Genomic DNA, 17,437 nt, shown 5'->3' on the forward strand with positions numbered 1-17,437 from the left:
AAGGGGGTGAGGGTCCACTGCCGCAGCCCCCTTACCCTTGAGGGATGACCAGCAGCAGTGTCCGGACCGGAGCAGTGGACGAAGCAGTGGACGAAGCGGCCGTCGCGCGAAGCTACGAGATCCGCACCTACGGGTGCCAGATGAACGTCCATGACTCCGAACGCCTCTCCGGCCTCCTGGAGAACGCCGGTTACGTGCGCGCTCCGGAGGGCTCTGACGGCGACGCGGACGTGGTGGTCTTCAACACGTGCGCGGTGCGTGAGAACGCCGACAACCGCCTGTACGGCAACCTCGGCCGTCTCGCCCCCCGCAAGACCCAGCGTCCCGGCATGCAGATCGCCGTCGGCGGCTGTTTGGCCCAGAAGGACCGCGACACCATCGTCAAGAAGGCGCCCTGGGTGGACGTCGTCTTCGGTACGCACAACATCGGCAAGCTGCCGGTCCTCCTGGAGCGCGCCCGCGTGCAGGAAGAGGCACAGGTCGAGATCGCCGAGTCCCTGGAGGCGTTCCCGTCGACCCTGCCGACGCGGCGCGAGAGCGCGTACGCGGCGTGGGTGTCGATCTCCGTGGGGTGCAACAACACCTGCACCTTCTGCATCGTGCCCGCCCTGCGCGGCAAGGAGAAGGACCGCAGGACCGGCGACATCCTCGCCGAGATCGAGGCGCTCGTCGGCGAGGGCGTCTCGGAGATCACGCTGCTCGGGCAGAACGTGAACGCGTACGGCTCCGACATCGGCGACCGTGAGGCCTTCAGCAAGCTGCTGCGCGCCTGCGGGCGGATCGACGGCCTGGAGCGGGTCCGCTTCACTTCACCGCACCCGCGCGACTTCACGGACGACGTGATCGCCGCGATGGCCGAGACGCCGAACGTGATGCCCCAGCTGCACATGCCGCTGCAGTCCGGCTCGGACCCGGTCCTGAAGGCGATGCGCCGCTCCTACCGCCAGGACCGCTTCCTGGGGATCATCGAGAAGGTCCGCGCCGCCATGCCGGACGCGGCGATCTCCACGGACATCATCGTGGGCTTCCCCGGTGAGACCGAGGAGGACTTCGAGCAGACCATGCACGTGGTCCGTGAGGCCCGCTTCGCCAACGCCTTCACCTTCCAGTACTCCAAGCGCCCCGGGACGCCCGCCGCCGAGATGGACGACCAGATCCCCAAGGAGGTCGTACAGGCGCGTTACGAGCGTCTGGTGGCCCTCCAGGAGGAGATCTCCTGGTCCGAGAACAAGAAGCAGGTCGGCCGCACCCTGGAGCTGATGGTCGCCGAGGGCGAGGGCCGCAAGGACGGCGCGACGCACCGACTGTCCGGCCGCGCCCCCGACAACCGCCTGGTGCACTTCACCAAGCCCGACGCCGAGGTGCGCCCCGGTGACGTGGTGACGGTCGAGATCACGTACGCGGCGCCGCACCACCTGCTCGCTGAGGGCGCCGTGCTCGACATCCGGCGCACCCGTGCGGGCGACGCCTGGGAGAAGCGCAACACGGCTGACGCCCCGAAGCCCTCCGGAGTGCTGCTGGGCCTCCCCAAGGTGGGCGTCCCGGAGCCGCTCCCGGCGGCCACGAGCGGCTGCAGCATCGACTGACACAGCTTCTATCGACTGACACAGCCTCTACGGAGACCGGCGTCTTCTACGGAGACCGCCATCTACGGAGATCGGCGTCGGCAGTCACTGCGCGCTGCGTCTGCCGGCCGTGTCTGTACGCTGCGGATCATGCTTGTCGCCGCAGCCGTCTGCCCCTGTCCGCCCCTGCTCGTGCCCGAGGTCGCCGCGGGCGCGGCGCCGGAACTGGATGCCGCGCGGGCGGCCTGCACGGACGCGATCGGGGTGCTCGCCGCGTCTCGGCCCGACCGGCTCGTCGTCGTGGGCCCCGCGGAGCAGGAGGGGCGTGGACCGCACCTTCAGGGGACACGCGGTTCGTTCCGGGGCTTCGGCGTGGACCTCGACGTACGCCTCGGAGAGGTCTCCGTGGACGACGGTGACGGCACGGGCGGCATGAGCGGCATGGGCGCGGCCGCGGAGCGTCGGCTTCCGGTGTCGTTGGCCGTCGCCGGGTGGCTGCTTGGGCGTACGGAGTGGTCGGCTGCCCCGCTCGAAGGCCTCGGCGTGGGGGAACCTCTCGCGCCCGAGCGGTGTATCCAAGTGGGAGGGGAGATCGCCGCGTGCGCGGACCGGGTGGCGCTGCTGGTGATGGGCGACGCCAGCGCGTGCCGCACGCTCAAGGCGCCCGGCTACCTGGACGAGCGGGCCGCCGGGTTCGACGCGGATGTGGCGCGGGCGCTGGGCGCGGCGGACGTGGCGGCGCTCAAGGCGCTGGACGCGGAGCTGGCGCAGGAGCTGAAGGCCGCGGGCCGCGCGCCCTGGCAGGTGCTCGCGGGCGCGGCCGACGGCGCGGGCCTGAGCGGCGAGCTGCTCTTCGACGACGCGCCGTACGGGGTGGGCTACTTGGTGGCGGCCTGGTCGTAGGGCGCGACCGCCCGGTCGGCGACGCAGCCTTGGCGGCGGCCACGGCCCTGGCCGAATGCGCCCTCAGGAGCCCGCTGCCCGGTTCGAGTGCGTTCTCAGAAGCCTGCTGCCCTGGCCGAGTGCGTTCTCAGGAGCCCGCCGCCCCGGCCGACACCGCCCTCAGGGAGGCACGTCCCGGACACGCCGACGGCCGTGAAGCCAGTAGCGCTTCACGGCCGTCCGCCGGTGGTCCAGAGCCGCTCAGGAAGCCGAAGGGGGCGTCGGCGGTGACGGGGGCGGGGCGTCGTCGGGGGGAGCGGCACTGCCGCCCCCGTCCTTGCCGCCGTCCGTCCCGGCGAGGCGGTCCAGAGCGTCCTTGGCCTTGCCCGTCCCCGCCTGGATCTTGTCGCTGTACTTGCCCTTGGTCCTGCGATCGACCACGTCGGCGGCCTTGTGCAGGCCTTGGTCGATCTTGTCCCCGTGCTGCTGCGCGAGGCCCGAGACCTTGTCTTTGGCAGGAGCGAGTCTGTCCTTCAGCTGGTTCAGGAAGCCCATGGATTCGCCTTCCCTCGCGGGGGAGTCACTTGCGGGCGCTCTCACCGGCCTCGTTGTCGGCCGCCTCCTGCGCGGACTGCTGCTTGGGGATCTCCACGCCCTCCGCGGCAGCCGCCTCGGCCGATTCCTCCGCCTCGTCCTCGGCATCGGCCTTCGCCTCGGACTTGGCCTTGGCCTTGTCCTTGGCGCCTTCCTCGGCCTTGGCTTCGGTCTCGGAGGACTCCTTGGCTGATTCCTCGGCGGACTCCGGCTCGGCCGTCAAGGTGGCGGCCGACGCGTCGCTGGCCGACGCTTCGTCCGTGCCCTTGGCCTTCCGGCGAAACCGACTAAAAACGCCCATATCTACTCCATACGTTACTCGTGTGGGCGAAATCCCGCGCCACCCGGTGCGTCCGATTGCGTCGCCCGGGTCACCGATCCTCGAAACCGGCGGCCGGAACCTCGCAACAGGCAACGAACCCGGAGCCGTGGCGTCACGTAGCTCGTTCGGGCACCCGTCGAGCGATTTGCGAGACTGGGACGGTGAGAAGTGCACCTCCCGCCCCGCGGGTCATCGCCGTCGTCGGGCCCACCGCGGCCGGAAAGTCCGATCTGGGCGTCCACCTCGCCCAGCGCCTCGGCGGCGAAGTCGTCAACGCCGACTCGATGCAGCTGTATCGGGGGATGGACATCGGCACCGCCAAGCTGACGCCCGCCGAGCGCGACGGAGTGCCGCACCACCTCCTGGACGTCTGGGACGTGACGGAGGCGGCAAGCGTGGCCGAGTACCAGAAGCTCGCCCGCGCGGAGATCGACCGGCTGCTCGCCGAGGGCCGCTGGCCGATCCTGGTCGGCGGGTCCGGTCTGTACGTGCGCGGGGCGATCGACCACATGGAGTTCCCCGGCACCGACCCCGCCGTACGCGCCCGCCTGGAGGAGGAACTGGAACAGCACGGCCCCGGCGTGCTGCACGCCCGCCTCGCCGCCGCCGACCCGGACGCCGCCCGCGCGATCCTGCCCGGCAACGGGCGCCGGATCGTGCGCGCCCTGGAGGTCATCGAGATCACGGGCAAGCCCTTCACCGCCAACCTCCCCAGTCACGAGTCCGTGTACGACACCGTGCAGATCGGCGTCGACGTGGCCCGCCCCGAGCTCGACGAGCGCATCGCCACGCGTGTGGACCGCATGTGGGAGGCCGGGCTCGTCGACGAGGTGCGCACGCTGGAGGCGCAGGGGCTCCGGGAGGGGCTCACGGCGTCGCGCGCGCTCGGCTACCAACAGCTGCTCGGGGCGCTCGCCGGTGAGTGCACCGAGGACGAGGCACGCGCCGAGACCGTGCGCGCCACCAAACGCTTCGCGCGCCGCCAGGACTCCTGGTTCCGCCGTGATCCACGCGTGCACTGGCTGAGCGGCGCCGTCGCCGACCGAGGGGAACTCCCGGGGAGTGCAATGGCGTTGGTCGAACGAGCGGTCACAGCCTGATCACGTGATGGCATCGGGACGCTCCGCCGGTCATCTAGGCAGCTGACGGCGTGCCATCATCGACCATCGATCGACCAGTGGAGTCCGAAGTGGGAGGGCGCGTGGCGATGGAGGCCGGCCCTCGTGACACCGCACATGACGGCGAACAGCACACCGCGCACGACGGCGCGCGGCTCAGTCCGGACGGACCGGACAGCTCCGGGATCACCGCGGGCGGCATGACCGACGACGGCCCCACCGAGGCGGAGCTGGCGGCGGAGCCCGAGGTCGAGGTCGAGCTGCGGCCGCAGCGCAGGCTGCGCATCTGGCAGCTCGCGCCGATCGTCATCCTCGCCGCCGTCGGCTCCCTGATGTTCGCCTTCCCGCTGGCCTTCGAGTTCGGCGACGGCGGCGCCGTCGTCGCCATGCTGGGGCTGCTCATCAGCTCCTGCGCCGCGGGCTGGGGCATGATGGCCGCCCGCCGCGTGGGGCACACCTGGCCGGGGCTGCCGGAGCGTGGCTCCGGGCGGCGGCCGGACTGGCGGGTCGTGTCCGCGTACACCCTGGTCGTCGCGATCGCCGCGGTGCTCGCGGTGTGGCGGGTGGCGAGGCTCCGCTGAGGCCCGGCCCTCGGCAGCAACTCCTCAGGCCCCCGACGCGCAGGCCCGGCTCAGGACCCGCCCCCACGCGCGGGACCGCGTCAAGCCTCCGGCACCGCATCGCGCGGACGGCCCCCGACAGGCTGTCGTACCCACCCCGTACGATCGAGGGATGAGCACGCGGATCGCCTTCCTCAAGGGGCACGGGACCGAGAACGACTTCGTGATCGTCCCCGACGCCGACAACGCCATCGAGCTGCCCCCGGCCGCTGTCGCCGCCCTGTGCGACCGCCGCGCGGGCATCGGCGGCGACGGCCTGCTGCACGTCGTGCGCTCCGCCGCCCACCCGGACGCGCGGCACCTGGCCGACGAGGCCGAGTGGTTCATGGACTACCGCAACGGCGACGGCTCGGTCGCCGAGATGTGCGGCAACGGCGTGCGCGTCTTCGCCCGCTACCTGGAGCGTGCCGGGCTCGTCGGCGAGGGCGACCTGGCCGTCGCCACCCGCGGCGGTGTGAAGCGCGTGCACATCGCCAAGGCCACCGAGGGCGGCGCCGCCGACGGCGATATCACCGTCGCCATGGGCAAGGCCGTGCTCCCCGAGGGCGACGTCACGGTCTCCGTGGACGAGCACCAGTGGCCCGCGCGCAACGTGAACATGGGCAACCCGCACGCGGTCGCGTTCGTGGCCGACCTCGCGCACGCGGGCCGCCTCCTGACCCCGCCGCCGTTCAGCCCCGCCACGGCCTACCCGGACGGTGTGAACGTGGAGTTCGTGGTCGACCGCGGCCCGCGCCACGTCGCCATGCGCGTGTACGAGCGCGGCGCGGGCGAGACCCGCTCCTGCGGCACGGGCGCGTGCGCGGTGGCCGTCGCCGCGGCACGCAGGGACGGCCTGGACCCGGCCGTGACCGGCGCTCCGGTGGCGTACACCGTCGACGTGCTCGGCGGGCGTCTGGTCATCACCGAGCGGCCCGACGGCGAGATCGAGAAGACGGGCCCCGCCGTGATCGTGGCCGAGGGCGAGATCGACGCCGACTGGCTGGCGGCGGCCGTAGCGGCGGCCTGATGGCGTACCCGGCCGCACGGCGCACACGGGACGGCGGGCGCACCGCCCGGCCCCGGCCGCGCGCCCGGGTCGAAATCCCGCTCGTCCCAGTCGAAACGACACTCCACAGAACTGTCGCTCGAATGGGTGATCCGTTTCACGCTCGGCGAGAGCGGGTCAGCACCACGTGATGGGCTCGATAGCATCAAGCACCGGCCCGGACGGAGCAGGCTGCCGTCCGCTCACCGCCGGTCGGAGCTGCCGGAGGTGCCCATGAGTGCGGAGGCGACGAATCCCGCGACGCCCGGCCCGACGACGTCCTCGACCCAGCGAAGGCGCACCCGCCCCCGCCTCGACCTGCGCAGACTCGGCCGCGCCGCACTCCTCGGCCCCGCCGCGAGGGACCGCCTCCCGGACGCCATCGGCCATGTGGCCGAGGCCCACCGCGGACACCACCCGGACGCCGATCTGGAGCCGCTGCGCCGTGCCTACGTCCTCGCGGAGTCCTCGCACCGCGGCCAGATGCGCAAAAGCGGTGAGCCGTACATCACACACCCGCTCGCCGTCACGCTGATCCTGGCCCAACTCGGAGCCGAGACCACCACATTGACCGCGTCCCTGCTCCACGACACCGTCGAGGACACGGATGTGACGCTCGATCAGGTGCGCGCGGAGTTCGGCGACGACGTCTGCTACCTGGTCGACGGTGTGACCAAACTGGAAAAGGTCGACTACGGAGCCGCGGCCGAGCCGGAGACCTTCCGCAAGATGCTGGTCGCCACCGGCAACGACGTCCGCGTCATGGCGATCAAACTCGCCGACCGGCTGCACAACATGCGCACCCTCGGCGTGATGCGCCCGGAGAAACAGGCCCGCATCGCCAAGGTCACCCGCGACGTCCTCATCCCGCTCGCGGAACGTCTCGGCGTGCAGGCCCTGAAGAGCGAGTTGGAGGACCTCGTCTTCGCGATCCTCCACCCCGAGGAGTACGCCGAGGTCAAGAAGCTGATCTCGGCGAAGGCGAAGGCCGGGACCGATCCGCTGGCCGACATCTCCGAAGAGGTGCGCGGCGTCCTGCGCGAAGCCGGCATCGCCGCCGAAGTCCTCATCAGGCCACGCCACTTCGTGTCCGTGCACCGCGCGCACCGCAAGCGCGGCGAGCTGCGTCCCGCCGACTTCGGACGCCTGCTCGTCCTCGTGAACGAGGACGCCGACTGCTACGGAGTGCTCGGCGAACTGCACACCTGCTTCACGCCGGTCGTCTCGGAGTTCAAGGACTTCATCGCCGTTCCGAAGTTCAACCTGTACCAGTCGCTGCACACGGCCGTGGCCCGCGGCGACGGCGAAGTAGCCGAAGTCCTCATCCGCACCCACCAGATGCACCGGGTCGCCGAAGCGGGCGTCGTCGCCCTGCACAACCCCTACGCCGGTCCCTCCGAGGAGCAGCCGCCCGACGGCGAGCGCGCCGACCCCACCCGCCCCGGCTGGCTCTCGCGCCTCCTCGACTGGCAGCAGGCCGCACCCGACCCCGACACCTTCTGGTCGACGCTGCGCGAAGACCTCGCCCAGGACCGCGAGATCGCCGTCTACCGCACCGACGGCGGCACGCTCGGCCTGCCCGCGGGCGCGAGCTGCGTGGACGCCGCCTACGCGCAGTACGGCGAGGACGCGCACGCCTGCATCGGCGCACGCGTCAACGGCCGCCTGGCGACGCTCAGCACGGTCCTGCGCGACGGCGACACCGTGCAACTGCTCATGGGCCAGGACCTGACGTCGGGGCCCTCACGCGACTGGCTCGACCACGCCCGGACCCCCGCCGCGCGGATCGCCATCCGGCGCTGGCTCACCACCCACCCGGCGCCCGCCCACGCCCCGCCCCCCCAGGCCGACTCCCCGCCCCCGGCCGCCCTGACGGTGCCCGTCTCCACCCCGAGGCCCCAGGTCTCGTCGGCCCTGCGTCCGGCGGCGGAGAACGTGGTCGTCGACCGCGAGGGCGCCACCGTGCGGCTCGCGGGCTGTTGTACGCCGGTGCCGCCCGACGAGATCACCGGCTTCGCGGTACGCGGCGGTGTGGTCACCGTCCACCGGATCACGTGTCCGGCGGTGGCGCGCATGACGCAGGTGGGGCGCCCGGAGGTCGGCGTGCGCTGGGGGGACACCACGGAGTGCCGGGTCACCCTGGTCGCCGAGTCGTTCGGCCGGGCGCACCTCCTGGCCGACCTCACCGAAGCCATCGCCCTCGAAGGCGCCGCGATCATCTCGGCGACCGTCGAACCACCGAGCCAACAGCGCGTACGCCACACGTACACGCTCCAACTCCCCGACGCCGCACACCTCCCGGGCCTGATGCGCGCCATGCGCAATGTGCCCGGGGTGTACGACGTGACCCGCGCGCAGCACCGGGCGGCCGCGGCGCCCTGATCGTGTCCTTCGGCGCTCTCCGGGGGCCCTGACGGTGCTCTTCGGCGCGCGTGGCGGCGCGGTGCTCTTCGGTGCCCGTGGCGGCGCGCGTCGGTGAAACAGCGCCGACTCGTTCGGGTGGGCCCGTCGCGAGCCGTCCCGACGCGGAAGGCGTGCGCTGATAGCCGTAGTTCATGCCCCTCACCCCGCGCACCAAGGCGTCCCGGCCGAAGACGGTCCGCATCGCCGTCGCCGTCCTCGCCACCGCCACCTCCGCCGCCCTGCTCGCCGCGAGCGCCCCGCAGCCCGCCGCCCCGCTCGGCATCGGCGACCGGCTCTTCCCGCACCTCGGCAACCCCGGGTACGACGTGACGTCGTACGACATCGCGTTCACCTATCACGGGGACAACAGCAAGCCCCTGGACGCGCTCACGAAGATCGACGCCCAGGTGACGGCGCCGCTGGAGCGCGTCAACCTCGACTTCACCCACGGCAAGGTCCGCTCCGTCGAGGTGAACGGCGTCCCGGCCGACTTCACCACCGCCGGTGAGGACCTGGTCGTCACGCCCCACGCGCGCGTGCAGCCCGGCGAGCGCCTGCGGATCGCCGTGCGGCACACCAGCGACCCGGTGTCCGGCGAGGTCGAAGGCGGCTGGGTGCGCACCGGCGACGGGCTCGCGATGGCCAACCAGGCCGACGTGGCGCACCGCGTGTTCCCGTGCAACGACCACCCCGCCGACAAGGCGCAGTTCACCTTCCGCGTCACCGCCCCCAAGGGCCTCACCGCCGTCGCCAACGGCCTGCCGCTGGCCGAGGAGCGCCGCGCGGACACCACCACGTGGGCGTACCGCACCCGGCACCCGATGGCGACCGAGCTGGCCCAGGTGTCCATCGGCCGCTCCACCGTGCTGCACCGCACCGGCCCCTACCGCCTCCCCGTACGGGACGTCGTGCCCACGAAGAACCGCAAGGAACTGGAGCCCTGGCTGAAGAAGACCCCCGACCAGATCGCCTGGATGGAGGACAAGATCGGCCGCTATCCGTTCGAGACCTACGGAGTGCTGGTCGCCGACGCCACGACCGGTTTCGAGCTGGAGACGCAGACGCTGTCGCTCTTCGAGAAGGAACTGTTCACGCGGCCGGAGTTCCCCGAGTGGTACGTGGAATCGATCATGGTGCACGAGCTGGCGCACCAGTGGTTCGGCGACAGCGTGAGCCCCGGCACCTGGTCCGACCTGTGGCTGAACGAGGGGCACGCCAGTTGGTACGAGGCCCTGTACGCGGAGGAGAAGGCGAAGCAGCCGCTGGAGAAGCGCATGCGGTACGCCTACCGGCTCTCCGACAGCTGGCGCGCGGCGGGTGGGCCTCCGGCCGCACCCAAGGGACCCCGGCCGGGGGAGAAGATCAGCATCTTCCGGCCCGTCGTGTACGACGGCAGCGCGCTCGTGCTCTACGCCCTGCGCCAGGAGATCGGGCGGCCCGACTTCGAGGCCGTGGAGCGGGCCTGGGTGCACACCTACCGTGATGGGAACGCGACCACCGCCGACTTCGTACGGCTCGCGTCCGAGGTCTCCGGACGGGACCTCGGCGGGTTCTTCGAGGCCTGGCTGTACGGGGCGAAGACGCCGCCGATGCCGGGGCACCCCGACTGGACGTCGATGCCGCCGGAGAAGAAGACTGCGCCGGGCAAGAAGTAGACCCGGCCCTCGGGGCGGGCGGGGCCTGGGGAGCGCGTGCCACCCGGCACGAAATACTCAGGTGACGAGACGGGCCGTACCGTGCGACCATCGTCAGGTCGACGGCGCGGCCCGTCCGGGAGATCCCCTCGGGGACATCTCAGGGGCGGTCCCGGCTGGTCCGGGGAATCTCCGGCGGGCTGTGAGCGTTGTCGAACATGACGGGTGGCGCTGTGGCACGCGGTGCGAATCGTGCACACGCGGTGCGGCAGGGCGAAGGATGCCCGCAGGCGCTCTCCGTATCGGATCCCATCGACGTAAAGGACCCAATGACCTCCTCTTCTTCCCCTTCCCAGGACGCACAGAGCTTCGCGCAGAACTACCCCGAAGGTCTTCGGGCCGATGCCCTGATGGAAGAGGACGTCGCCTGGAGCCACGAGATCGACGGAGAGCGGGACGGCGAGCAGTTCGACCGCTCCGAGCGCGCGGCCCTGCGCCGCGTCGCGGGACTCTCCACCGAACTCGAGGACGTCACCGAGGTCGAGTACCGACAGCTCCGCCTGGAGCGCGTCGTCCTCGTGGGCGTCTGGACCTCCGGAACGGTTCAGGACGCGGAGAATTCCCTCGCCGAGCTGGCCGCTCTCGCGGAGACCGCGGGCGCGCTCGTGCTCGACGGCGTCATCCAGCGCCGCGACAAGCCCGATCCGGCGACGTACATCGGCTCCGGCAAGGCCCTGGAGCTGCGTGACATCGTCCTCGAGACCGGAGCGGACACCGTCGTGTGCGATGGTGAGCTCAGCCCCGGCCAGCTCATCCACCTCGAAGACGTCGTCAAGGTCAAGGTGGTCGACCGGACCGCCCTGATCCTCGACATCTTCGCCCAGCACGCCAAGTCCCGAGAGGGCAAGGCACAGGTCGCCCTCGCGCAGATGCAGTACATGCTGCCGAGGCTCCGCGGCTGGGGGCAGTCGCTCTCCCGTCAGATGGGTGGCGGCGGCGGTGGCGGCATGGCAACCCGTGGCCCCGGTGAGACCAAGATCGAGACGGACCGGCGACGGATCCGCGAGAAGATGGCGAAGATGCGCCGGGAGATCGCGGAGATGAAGACGGGCCGCGACATCAAGCGCCAGGAGCGCAAGCGCAACAAGGTGCCCTCGGTCGCCATCGCCGGGTACACGAACGCGGGCAAGTCCTCCCTGCTCAACCGCCTCACCGGCGCGGGTGTGCTGGTGGAGAACTCCCTGTTCGCCACCCTCGACCCGACGGTCCGCAGGGCGGAGACGCCCAGCGGCCGGCTGTACACGCTGGCCGACACGGTCGGCTTCGTCCGGCACCTGCCGCACCACCTCGTGGAGGCGTTCCGCTCCACGATGGAGGAGGTCGGCGAGTCCGACCTGATCCTGCACGTGGTGGACGGCTCGCACCCGGTGCCGGAGGAGCAGCTCGCCGCCGTGCGCGAGGTCATCCGGGACGTGGGCGCGACGGACGTGCCGGAGATCGTGGTGATCAACAAGGCGGACGCGGCCGACCCGCTGGTCCTCCAGCGGCTGCTGCGCACGCAGCAGCACGCGATCGCCGTGTCCGCGCGCACCGGCGCCGGCATCGAGGAGCTGCTCGCGCTCATCGACGCCGAACTGCCGCGGCCCGAGGTCGAGATCGAGGCCCTCGTGCCGTACACCCACGGCAAGCTCGTGGCGCGTGCGCACGCCGACGGCGAAGTGCTCTCCGAGGAGCACACGCCCGAGGGCACGCTGCTCAAGGCGCGGGTGCACGAGGAACTTGCGGCGGAACTCGCGCCGTACGTTCCGGCGGCACGCTGACACCGGACATGCACCGAACGGTGAAGGCCCCGCCCCCTCTCGCAGGGGGCGGGGCCTTCACCGTGAAAGCTCCAGGGTCACCGCGACCCGAACGTCTGCCGGGTCACAGCGATCCAAGCAGCGGCCGGGTCACTGAGACCCGTACTTCTCGCTCATCATGTCGAAGACCTGCTTCGCGCCGGAGCCCAGCTGCGGGCCCGCCAGCCAGGTGTTGTCGGCCGGGCCGATCGACGTGTTCGAGACGAGCTGGGACTTGTCGCCCACCACCCGGAACCAGCCACCGCCGGACGAACCGCCGGTCATGGTGCAGCCGATGCGGTACATCGTCGGCTTCGCCGGGTCCAGCGACAGACGGCCGGGCTTGTCGATGCACTTGTGCATGATCAGGCCGTTGTACGGCGGCGCGGCCGGGTAGCCCCAGGCGCCCATGGACGCCACGCTCTGCGCCGACGGCGTCGAGAAGTCGACCTCCAGCGCGTTGCCGACGGTCTCCTCGAGGGACTTGGTGCCCTCCTGCGGCTTCACATGCATCACGGCGTAGTCGTACGGAGCGCCGGCGCCACCCGAAGCGGCACCCTGGTCGATCCACTCACCGGACGTCGAGACCCAGTCCGCCCACCACTGGCCGTACGGCGCGATCTCCTGCGGCGCCGCGTTGTTCAGCGCTGCCTCGGACTTGCCCAGGTCGTTGTAGGACGGCACGAAGGTGATGTTGCGGTACCAGCCGCCCTCGGAACCGGCGTGCACACAGTGGCCCGCCGTCCACACGAGGTTGGACTTGCCCGGATTGCGCGGGTCCTTCACGACCGTGCCGGAGCAGACCATCGAGCCCTTGGGGGAGTCGAAGAAGATCTTGCCGACCGGCGCCGCGTTGTCGTGGTACGGCGTCTTCTCCGGCTTCGCCTGGACCGGCGAGGGGTCGGGATCGGTCGCGCCCTGGTCGGCGGTCGCGTCCTTCGACGCGATCGTCTTGTTCGGGTCCTTGGCCTTCTGCATCCGCTCGGGCTTCCAGAGCCCGTCGATGACCGGGTTCACGAAGTCCTTGGCCTCGCGCAGCCAGTCGTCCTTGTCCCAGTTCTTCCAGGCACCGTCCTTCCACTTGTCAGGATCGATGCCGTGCTCCTTGAGCCGGTCGGCGAGGTCGCCGGGCAGACCGGCGCCGGAGTCGGAACCCTTGTCCGCCTCCTGTGCCGCGCCACTGTCCGACTTGTCGCTCGCCTTGTCGTCGCTGGGGCCGCAGGCCGTGGCGGTGAGCGCCAGGGTCGCGGCGAGCCCGGTGACGGCGAGCGCGACGCGACGGCCGCGGCTGCGCGCGAAGGGCGCACGAATGGAACGCATGTAGCTGTAACCCCCGTAGGAACGTGTATTTGCCATGTGCGTGTCAGGCGTGGGCGTGGCGTCCGCCGCCCGGGCCGACGTGAGCTCCCACTATGCCTGTGGAATTGGGGACGAACGGCGGCGAGGTAGTGAAGGTTTCGCCGCCCTGATTCTCGTACGCGTACGGGTGCTCGCCGTGGGCGTACCAGGTGGTCGCCGTACCCGCCCAAAGCGGTCGACGTGCGGTCCGCGTACGCGGACGAAGTGGGTGGGGTCGGCCTCCGGAGGGGAGGCGGACCCGCTGGCGGTGAGTTCGCCCGACAGCGGGCGCTTGTGGGCGAACTCACCGCGCGGCGTGCCTTTCGGCCCCGCCGGTCGCGCGTTACTGACCCGCGAACTTCTTGCTGACCGCGTTGTAGATGCCCTTGGCCTCGTCACCGAGGCGCGGACCCGCGAGCCAACCGGCCGTGACCGGGCCGATCGACGTGTTGGACACCAGTGCGGGCTTGCCGTCCTGGCCCTCCGTGACCCAGCCACCACCGGACGAACCGCCGGTCATGGTGCAGCCGATCCGGTACATCGTCGGGTCGGGCTTGCTCAGGGACAGCCGACCCGGCTTGTCCGCGCACTGGAACTGCTTCTGGCCGTCGAACGGCGCCGCCGCCGGGTAGCCGGTCGCCGTCATGTCCTTGATCTTCGGCACCGCCGGAGCGTCGAAGTCCACCGCCAGCGCGGTGCCGACGGTCTCCTCCAGGGACTTGCCCTCACTGCCCTTCTCCGGCGTCACATGGATCACCGCGAAGTCGTACGGAGCGCCCTTGCCGCCCGTCGGGCCGCCCTGCTCGATCCACTGGTCGGACGTCTGCGCCCAGTCGCCCCACCAGACGCCGTACGGAGCGACCTCTTCCTTGGGCTTGCCCTGCAGCTCCGCGGTGGGCGTGCCGCTGTCGTTGTACGACGGGACGAAGGCGATGTTCCGGTACCAGCCGCCCTTGGCGCCCGCGTGCACGCAGTGACCGGCGGTCCACACCATGTTGGACTTGCCCGGGTTCTTCGGGTCCTTGACGACCGTGGCCGAGCAGACCATCGAGCCCTCGGGGCCGTCGAAGAAGAGCTTCCCGGCCGCGGGGACCTGGTCGTGGTACGGCGTCTTCACGCCCGCGGCCTGGACCGGCTTCGGCGTCGGGTCCGTCACGCCCTGGTCGCCGGAGATGTCACCTTCGTCGACGCCCCGGTCCGGGTTCTTGTCCGCGTCCCGCATGCGGTCCGGGTCCCAGAGGTCCTCGATGATCGGGTTGACGAAGTCGCCCGCCTCGCGGAGCCAGTCGTCCTTGTCCCAGTTCTTCCAGGCGCCGTCCTTCCACTTGTCCAGGTCGATGCCGTGCTCCTTGAGCCGGTCCTGGATGTCGCCGGGGAGCTGGATCTTGTCGTCGCCCTTGTCGCCGGGCTGCGAAGCGGACGAGTCGTCTGCCTTGTCGTCACTCGGGCCGCAGGCGGTCGCCGTCAAAACGAGCGCCGCGCCGAGAGCGACGGCGGCCGCCACGGGGGTCCTGCCGCGCGCGCTCCTCCCACTGCGGGAGTTGAAGAGCGGACGTATGGGTCGCATGGTGAGAATCCCCCTGGGCCTCGAAATCGTTCCAAATGCCGTACATCGTGTGCCGTACGTCATGCCGTACGGCGGCGGCCATCGCTGCGCACCCGATACGGGGCGCCCGGATGTCCGTGCGGGCGGGCGCCCGGTCGTTCGTGGTGCTGAACGTCCCGGTTTGCCCGCGGTGCGGAACACCTTGGTGCTGATGAACGGCACCCCACACTATGCCGGTGCCGTTGGGGACGGCCGACGGAACGGCAACGGTTCCGTCACGGCAAGGATCTTCCGTACACCCGTGATCCCGCGCCCGCGTCGTCGTTGGTACGTACGGGGGACACGCAGCGTGCGTTCAGCCCCCGCGCCAACTCGCTCGCGCGCCCGGCCCGCATCCGGCGGGCCCGCGCCCAGTCCCAGCGGGAGGACCAACAGCCGTGGCCGTGACCGAGCCTGCTCCCGCGGCGCTGCCCGCGGAGGGCGACATCGCGGCGGGGGCCGCGGAGCGTGAAGGTGTGACGGAGTCCGCACGGAGTGCGGCCTCGGAGGGGGCCGAGGGCTCGGGGGTATCTGTGATGTCTGGGACATCGGGGGCCCGCGGGGCGGGTGACGGTGCCGCGGGGGCGGGTGGTCCCTGTGAAGGCGGCGGCTGTGGCGACGATTCCCACGAAAGAGGTGCGCACCAGCACGAAATGGGCGTGCATCAAAGGGGTATGCGCGAGGAGGCCATGCACGAAGAGGGCATGCACGAAGGTGGCGGGCACGCAGGGGGTGCGCATCAACCCGGCGTGCGCCAAGCCGACACGCACCAACCGGGCGCGCTCGATGGCGGGACGCGCGAGAGAGGCGCACACGAAGTCAGCTCGCGCGAAGGGGGCAAGCGTGCAGGCGGCGCGCACGAAGGCATCCTGCGCCGCCAGTCCGCCCGCGAGTCCGCCGCGCGCACCTACGCGCGTGCCCTGCCGATCGTGCCCGTCCGTGCCCGCGGCATGACCATCGAGGGCGCCGACGGGCAGCGCTACCTGGACTGCCTCTCCGGCGCCGGCACCCTCGCCCTCGGCCACAACCACCCCGTCGTGCTCGAAGCCATCCGCAGCGTCCTCGACTCCGGAGCCCCACTCCACGTCCTCGACCTGGCCACCCCCGTCAAGGACGCCTTCACCACCGAACTGTTCCGCACCCTCCCGCCCGCCTTCGCCGACCGCGCCCGCATCCAGTTCTGCGGCCCCGCCGGCACCGACGCGGTGGAAGCGGCCCTCAAACTCGTCCGCACAGCCACCGGCCGCGAAGGCCTGCTCGCCTTCACCGGCGCCTACCACGGCATGACCGCAGGAGCCCTCGAAGCATCCGGCGGCGCACGTGACGTCCGCGTCACACGCCTGCCCTACCCCCAGGACTACCGCTGCCCCTTCGGCATCGGCGGCCCCGACGGAGCCGAACTCGCCGCCCGCTGGACCGAGAACCTCCTCGACGACTCCAAGTCCGGCGTCCCCGACCCCGCCGCCATGATCCTCGAACCGGTCCAGGGCGAGGGCGGCGTCCTGCCCGCCCCCGACGCCTGGCTCCGCCGGATGCGCGACATCACCGCTGCCCGCGGGATCCCCCTCATCGCCGACGAAGTACAGACCGGCGTCGGCCGGACCGGCGCCTTCTGGGCCGTCGAGCACAGCGGCATCGTCCCCGACGTCCTCGTCCTGTCCAAGGCCATCGGCGGCAGCCTGCCCCTCGCCGTCGTGGTCTACCACGACGACCTCGACGTCTGGCCCCCCGGCGCCCACGCGGGCACCTTCCGCGGCAACCAACTCGCCATGGCCGCAGGCGCCGCCACCCTCGCCTACGTACGCGAGAACCGCCTCGCCGAACGCGCCGCCACCCTCGGCGCCCGCATGCTCACAGGCCTCCGTTCCCTCGCTGTCGACCACCCCTGCGTCGGCGACGTCCGCGGCCGCGGCCTGATGCTGGGCCTCGAACTTGTGGACCTGGAGCGGGCTCAACCCGCGCCCCCCACCCGGCACTTGGACTCCTTGACACCCCCTCCCACGTACGGTCCAACGACCGACCCCGCCGGGCCTCCCAAGGCCCCCCAGTACCAACACCCCCACCCACACCGGCACAATCACCCTCAGCGCCACCAGCCGCACAGCCTTCCCGACACCCGCCCGCACCCACCGGCCCCCGAACTGGCCGCCGCCGTACAGCGCGAGTGTCTGCGCCGCGGGCTCATCGTCGAACTCGGCGGACGGCACTCCAGCGTCGTGCGTCTCCTGCCTCCCCTCACCATCACGGACGAACAGGCAACCGCGGTCCTCGACCGACTCGCCGATGCCCTCACCGCGGCGGAGCGTTCCCACCGCCGCACTACCGACGGCAGACTCGCACCGGACCATCCATGACCACAGCGACTCACGCCCCCTGACCGAGCTGGGCACGAACCGACCGACCCGATGACAGCCGCAGCCATAGCCGCACCACCACCTCCCAACCGCGGCCGTCACCGTCCCACCTCGTGCCCCCTCCGCGACCCGTCCCGCCCAACCACCGCCCGTCGCC

The 17,437-nt window shown here is 71.4% G+C and carries 13 protein-coding genes; 9 read left to right on the plus strand and 4 right to left on the minus strand.

Features of this window, described 5'->3' with window-relative positions; translation table 11 throughout:
- Positions 1 to 44: 44 nt before the first annotated feature.
- On the plus strand, positions 45 to 1,586 hold the full coding sequence (gene miaB / locus IE274_RS31605; RefSeq protein WP_372447167.1) for a tRNA (N6-isopentenyl adenosine(37)-C2)-methylthiotransferase MiaB: 1,542 nt from the start codon (positions 45 to 47) through the stop codon (positions 1,584 to 1,586).
- A gap of 129 nt (positions 1,587 to 1,715) precedes the next feature.
- Positions 1,716 to 2,468, plus strand: coding sequence for a class III extradiol dioxygenase subunit B-like domain-containing protein (locus IE274_RS31610; RefSeq protein WP_190119366.1), 753 nt, complete (start codon positions 1,716 to 1,718; stop codon positions 2,466 to 2,468).
- Positions 2,469 to 2,708: 240 nt separating this feature from the next.
- On the opposite strand, the gene IE274_RS31615 is transcribed toward IE274_RS31610, so the two are convergent.
- Both IE274_RS31615 and IE274_RS31620 read right to left on the minus strand, forming a co-directional pair.
- A complete protein-coding gene (locus IE274_RS31615) occupies positions 2,709 to 3,002 on the minus strand; it encodes an antitoxin (protein ID WP_190119367.1) in 294 nt (97 codons plus the stop codon).
- Between the two features lie 25 nt (positions 3,003 to 3,027).
- A complete protein-coding gene (locus IE274_RS31620; RefSeq protein WP_190119368.1) occupies positions 3,028 to 3,342 on the minus strand; it encodes a hypothetical protein in 315 nt (104 codons plus the stop codon).
- A gap of 182 nt (positions 3,343 to 3,524) precedes the next feature.
- Here IE274_RS31620 and miaA point away from each other — a divergent pair, with 182 nt between their 5' ends.
- From miaA to hflX, 6 genes are all read left to right on the plus strand, one after another.
- Positions 3,525 to 4,463, plus strand: coding sequence for a tRNA (adenosine(37)-N6)-dimethylallyltransferase MiaA (miaA, locus tag IE274_RS31625; RefSeq protein ID WP_190119369.1), 939 nt, complete (start codon positions 3,525 to 3,527; stop codon positions 4,461 to 4,463).
- A 107-nt stretch (positions 4,464 to 4,570) separates the two neighbouring features.
- Entirely contained in the window at positions 4,571 to 5,062 is a 492-nt protein-coding gene (locus tag IE274_RS31630; protein WP_190119474.1) for a hypothetical protein, read from the plus strand.
- A 151-nt stretch (positions 5,063 to 5,213) separates the two neighbouring features.
- On the plus strand, positions 5,214 to 6,110 hold the full coding sequence (dapF, locus tag IE274_RS31635; protein WP_190119370.1) for a diaminopimelate epimerase: 897 nt from the start codon (positions 5,214 to 5,216) through the stop codon (positions 6,108 to 6,110).
- 252 nt (positions 6,111 to 6,362) lie between these two features.
- Positions 6,363 to 8,510: a RelA/SpoT family protein gene (locus tag IE274_RS31640; RefSeq protein WP_190119371.1), complete on the plus strand. Its 2,148-nt coding sequence runs from the start codon at positions 6,363 to 6,365 to the stop codon at positions 8,508 to 8,510.
- A 173-nt stretch (positions 8,511 to 8,683) separates the two neighbouring features.
- Positions 8,684 to 10,186, plus strand: coding sequence for a M1 family metallopeptidase (locus IE274_RS31645; RefSeq protein ID WP_190119372.1), 1,503 nt, complete (start codon positions 8,684 to 8,686; stop codon positions 10,184 to 10,186).
- A 308-nt stretch (positions 10,187 to 10,494) separates the two neighbouring features.
- Positions 10,495 to 11,985, plus strand: a complete 1,491-nt coding sequence (hflX, locus tag IE274_RS31650) for a GTPase HflX (protein WP_190119373.1) — start codon at positions 10,495 to 10,497, stop codon at positions 11,983 to 11,985.
- A gap of 129 nt (positions 11,986 to 12,114) precedes the next feature.
- On the opposite strand, the gene IE274_RS31655 is transcribed toward hflX, so the two are convergent.
- Together IE274_RS31655 and IE274_RS31660 are read right to left on the minus strand one after the other, a co-directional pair.
- Positions 12,115 to 13,323: a trypsin-like serine peptidase gene (locus IE274_RS31655; protein ID WP_190119374.1), complete on the minus strand. Its 1,209-nt coding sequence runs from the start codon at positions 13,321 to 13,323 to the stop codon at positions 12,115 to 12,117.
- Between the two features lie 361 nt (positions 13,324 to 13,684).
- On the minus strand, positions 13,685 to 14,908 hold the full coding sequence (locus tag IE274_RS31660; protein ID WP_190119375.1) for a trypsin-like serine peptidase: 1,224 nt from the start codon (positions 14,906 to 14,908) through the stop codon (positions 13,685 to 13,687).
- A 767-nt stretch (positions 14,909 to 15,675) separates the two neighbouring features.
- On the opposite strand from IE274_RS31660, the gene IE274_RS31665 reads away from it, so the two are divergent.
- Positions 15,676 to 17,280 carry a diaminobutyrate--2-oxoglutarate transaminase family protein gene (locus IE274_RS31665; RefSeq protein WP_372447169.1) on the plus strand — a complete coding sequence of 535 codons (1,605 nt, stop codon included), beginning with the start codon at positions 15,676 to 15,678 and terminating at the stop codon, positions 17,278 to 17,280.
- Positions 17,281 to 17,437: the final 157 nt, after the last annotated feature.

The organism is Streptomyces flavofungini, from assembly GCF_014650815.1.
In the GTDB taxonomy this organism is placed as follows: domain Bacteria; phylum Actinomycetota; class Actinomycetes; order Streptomycetales; family Streptomycetaceae; genus Streptomyces; species Streptomyces flavofungini.